Raw genomic sequence first — 4,813 nt, 5'->3', positions numbered from 1 at the left:
CGAGCCTAAATATGAACATAACTAGCCAAACACCAGCACAAAAAAAGCCAAATCGTAGTAAGCGGTTTTACATTCACTGTAGTGCAAATGCCTTTGTAGTGATGATTGCCTGTTATTACTGTTTAGTTATAAACATTCCTTTTATTCAAGGTTCGTTTAGCGCCATCACCTCCCTTGCATCTTTTTCATGGCTATTTTTACTTTCAGTGCCACTGCTTTTGTTATGCCTTTTAATTATTTTCTTTTCAATAGTGTCGGTCAGGTGGTTACTAAAACCAATTAACTACCTTTTACTGATAATTTCGAGTGCCGTACTTTACGGCTCATTAAATTACGGCGTCGTGTTTGACTATTCAATGATTCAAAACACGTTCGAAACAGATACAAGCGAAGCGCTGAGCTATTTAAATCCGCAGCTCATAGGCTTTCTACTACTGTTTTGTGCGCTACCTGTTTTTATATTAAGCAAAGTAAAAATACACTTTACCCGTCCTCACGAAGAAGCGATTAGTCGTATAAAACTTATTGTAGCGTGCTGCTCATTAATTGCTTTAGTGGTCGTAAACTTTTACGCCGACTACGCAGCCACTGGCCGCAATAACCGCATTTTGAAAAAAGAACTCATCCCATTTCAGTATCTCTCTAGCGGTTATAAATATATGCGCGATCAGCTGCTGTATACCAATATGGAATTTAAAAATATAGATACAACACCCACTCTCATTGCGCCTAACACCACCAGCGTAACAGTTATGGTTGTTGGCGAAACCGCACGAGCAGAAAACTTTGCTTATCAAGGTTATAAGCGCAACACCAATCCTTATACACAAAAGTATAATGTGACGTATTTTAATAATGTGGCGTCTTGTGGCACCGCTACTGCAGTGTCTGTGCCGTGTATGTTTTCACTGCAAACACAAGATAACTTTGATCGATTAGCAGCCGACAACCAACAAAACCTGGTTGACTTAGCACAACAAGCTGGCAGCGACGTACTGTGGGTTGATAACAACAGCGGCTGTAAAAACGTATGTACCCGTGTTGTTAACATTGATATCCCAACCACCCCATCAGCGCTTTGCGATGGAAAATATTGTTTTGATGAAGCACTGCTTGCTCCACTTAAGCGCAAACTCGCTAATTTGAGCCAAGCTAATACCGTTATCGTCCTACACATGATGGGCTCACACGGACCAACCTACTTTAAACGCTACCCAGAAAAATTTAAGCAATTTACGCCCACGTGCGACAGAAGCGACATTCAAAACTGCTCACTCGATGAATTAGTTAATACCTACGACAACACAATTGCGTACAGCGACTTTGTTAACGCCCAGGTAATTGAGCAATTAAAAGCGCTGCCAAACAACATAGATAAGCAGTTTTTATATGTCTCTGATCATGGTGAATCACTTGGCGAAGCCGGTGCTTATTTACATGGTTTTCCGTATAGCTTTGCACCTAGCACACAAACGCACGTTCCTCTTTATATGTGGGCTGATGAGCATAATCAGCGCATTACTAATACCTGTTTAGCTAATTTAGACACCCGCGCTGCACGCTCACACAACAATATTTTTCACACCCTTTTAAATTTAATTGGCATTAAAAGCAAAACGTATCAGGCATCACTTGATTTACTTGCTAACTGCCAAACAACACCAAGCGAAATAAAACTATGAGTAATAAAACCGTTATAAAACGCCAAGGCTTAATGCGCCTTATTTTTACCTTAAGCCATTCTTTTAACGGCTTAAAATGGATGAGTCGATTTGAAGCGGCGTTTCAACAAGAGCTAGCACTGTTTTCATTACTCGGTGTGTTTGTGTGGCTACAAGAAATTGCACTAAGGGATAAATTACTGCTTATAGCTAGCCTGCTTTTTGTATTGTTTGCTGAGCTGGTAAATACGGCAGTTGAGGTTGTAGTTGATAGAATTGGCAGTGAATACCATGAGCTTTCGGGGCTAGCTAAAGATATAGCCTCTGCAAGCGTGTTTATAGCTATGCTAATTGCCGCTCTTATTTGGTGGGCTGTGTTATGGGCATAAAGCTAACTTTTATACCTAAAATACAAAATGCACTTGGCCCTGTATGGATTTTTGTTGTATTTGCTGTTTTAGCACTTAGCTTGTTAACACTTGCTCGCTTTGGATTAAGTGTATGGCAAGGGGAGCGTGTATTTGGATCGCATGCGTGGTTATCTATATTTATAGGTGGTTTAAGAGTTGATATAGCCACTCTAAGCTACATTATTATGCCCGCATTACTACTTACTTTACTGATGCAAAGCGTAGGTTGGCAAAATAAAGTACGCGGCCTCATTAAAATTTATTTAGTGGGAATGTCTGCTTTACTTGTTTTTTTTGAAGTGATTACGCCTACGTTTATAAACGAGTACGATTTACGCCCAAACCGCTTATTTATAGAATATTTAATTTATCCTAAAGAAGTCTCAAAAATGATTTTTTCAGGCTATAAGTTAGAAGTATTTATTGCTGTTATAGCACTTATTTTAAGCTTTAAATTTGCAAGTAAAGTATTTAGCAATCAATGGCAAAGCAAGTCATCACTAACAGGCTTAAATCAATCAATTTTAGCGCTTGTTTTAGTATGCTTAACTATTTTTGGCGCCCGCAACTCATTAGGACACAGACCACTTAACCCCGCCATGGTCTCGTTTTCTACCGATCATTTACTTAACGACTTAACCCTTAACTCACTGTATAGCGTCGCGTTTGCAGTTAAGCAACTTTCTAATGAGCAATCGAGCCAAGACTATTACGGTAAAATGCCCACCGATGAATTACTTAGTATTGTGCGTAGTAACATGCAAAATACGCAAGGCACATTTAGTGATGTAACCGCCCCTACAAAAACGTTTCATGGCGCAAGTAATACAGGTAAACCCAAAAATTTAGTCATTATTTTACAAGAAAGTTTAGGTGCTCGTTATGTAGGCACACTTGGCGGTTTACCGCTTACACCTAATATAGACGCCCTTTATAAACAAGGCTGGGGGTTTGATAATTTATACGCCACGGGTACTCGTTCAGTACGTGGAATTGAGGCGGTAATTACAGGGTTTACACCAACGCCTTCGCGTGCAGTTGTTAAGCTTGATAAATCACAACGTGACTTTTTTACCATTGCTGATTTTTTAGCGAAGCAAAATTACAACACGCAGTTCATTTATGGTGGCGAAAGCCATTTTGATAACATGCGCAGCTTCTTTTTAGGCAACGGTTTTAAAAGTATCGTAGATACAAATAACTTTAAAAAAATAGACTTTAATGGCTCGTGGGGCGCATCAGACGAAGACTTGTACGACCAAGCCGATATAGAACTTACTAAGCTTAAAAATCAAAACAAACCCTTTTTTAGCCTTATATTTTCAAGCTCTAATCATAGCCCGTATGACTTTCCTGACGATAAAATAACGCTGTACGATAAACAAAAACAAACCCGTAATAATGCTGCCAAGTATGCCGATTACGCACTAGGCACCTTTATCGAAAAAGCTAAAAAATCGAGCTACTGGGATGATACTGTATTTATAGTTATTGCCGATCACGACTCGCGCGTATCAGGTTCAAATTTAGTACCGGTGGATCACTTTAAAATTCCGGCCGTTATTTTTGGAAAAGGTATTACCCATAAACGAGATAGCCAACTAGCCAGTCAGCTCGATATTCCTGTTACTCTACTGTCTTTAATTGGCGCAAGTGGTAAGCACCCAATGATAGGTCATGATTTATCAAAGCCAATTAGCGACAACAAACAACGCGCAATGATGCAATACGACAAAAACTTTGCCTACATGCACGATAATAAAGTGGTGGTGTTACAACCACAAAAACCAGCAACCACCTATACGTATAGCAATAACCAGCTTGTACCATGTGAAAACGATGAGCAACTAGTTAAAAAAGCCCTAGCCCACGCGAACTTGGGTAATTTAGCCTACACAAATGGTTGGTATCATTAACCAAGTGACTTGATAATAAAGCCTTGTTAAAGTAACAAGGCTATTTTTATAAACCGAGTAAACATGAAAATCCTCGTTATTGAAGACTCTGAAGCACTAAGACGCAGCTTGCAAGTTGGCCTTAGCAACCTTGGTTTTACCGTAGATGAAACTGGTGATGGCTCAGAGGGGTTGAGTATGGCACTGAGTGGAAACTACGACCTCCTCGTACTTGATTTAATGCTACCGAGCGTTGATGGCATGAGTATTTTACAAGCACTGCGCAGCAGTAATAGCCAAAGCCGTGTGCTAATTTTATCGGCACGAAGTGAGCCTCAAGATAAAATTAACGGCCTTATGAAAGGCGCTGACGATTATTTAACTAAGCCATTTTCGTTTGAAGAACTCCATGCTCGTGTCCTTGCATTACTTCGTCGTGGTTCACTGCAAAACCAACAAAATAGCCTAACCGTAGGAGATTGCGTATTAGATCTCTCCCTTAAAACTCTTCACTACAAGCAACATGCCATTGAGCTCACGCGTAATGAATACAAAATAATAGAATGCTTATTTAACGCCCCAGAGCGAGTATTGGGGCTTGAACTTATAAGTGAAGCGGTGGTAGGTCAGTTTGATATGCTCTCTAAAAATGCGCTTGAAGCACACATCTCAACCATACGTAAAAAAGTAAGACAGTTTGATGGCGAGCTCCCGATAAAAAATAAACGTGGATTTGGTTATGTCGCAACAACAAAATAAAAATCACTCAATAAAACGTAAACTCGTTAATAATATTAGCGCCGTTATCTCGGTTATTTTGTTCACCATATTTTTAACCGTTGATTTA

At 39.7% G+C, this 4,813-nt stretch carries 4 protein-coding genes; all 4 read left to right on the top strand.

The features are described 5' to 3' along the window. Positions 1–11: 11 nt before the first annotated feature. The 4 genes from H5072_RS11940 to H5072_RS11925 all read left to right on the top strand — a co-directional run bounded on the left by H5072_RS11940 (position 12) and on the right by H5072_RS11925 (position 4,725). Positions 12–1,682 carry a phosphoethanolamine transferase gene (locus H5072_RS11940; protein ID WP_182693639.1) on the top strand — a complete coding sequence of 557 codons (1,671 nt, stop codon included), beginning with the start codon at positions 12–14 and terminating at the stop codon, positions 1,680–1,682. Next, a complete protein-coding gene (locus H5072_RS11935; RefSeq protein ID WP_007582120.1) occupies positions 1,679–2,050 on the top strand; it encodes a diacylglycerol kinase in 372 nt (123 codons plus the stop codon). The genes H5072_RS11940 and H5072_RS11935 overlap by 4 nt, the downstream gene beginning before the upstream one ends. Next, on the top strand, positions 2,041–3,987 hold the full coding sequence (locus H5072_RS11930; RefSeq protein WP_182693638.1) for an LTA synthase family protein: 1,947 nt from the start codon (positions 2,041–2,043) through the stop codon (positions 3,985–3,987). Before H5072_RS11935 ends, H5072_RS11930 begins: the two co-directional genes overlap by 10 nt. Positions 3,988–4,050: 63 nt before the next feature. After that, a complete protein-coding gene (locus H5072_RS11925; RefSeq protein ID WP_154903897.1) occupies positions 4,051–4,725 on the top strand; it encodes a response regulator transcription factor in 675 nt (224 codons plus the stop codon). Positions 4,726–4,813: the final 88 nt, after the last annotated feature.

This window comes from Pseudoalteromonas sp. SR45-5, assembly GCF_014163565.1.
GTDB lineage: Bacteria > Pseudomonadota > Gammaproteobacteria > Enterobacterales > Alteromonadaceae > Pseudoalteromonas > Pseudoalteromonas distincta.
This window is presented reverse-complemented; position numbering and strand designations above follow the sequence as displayed.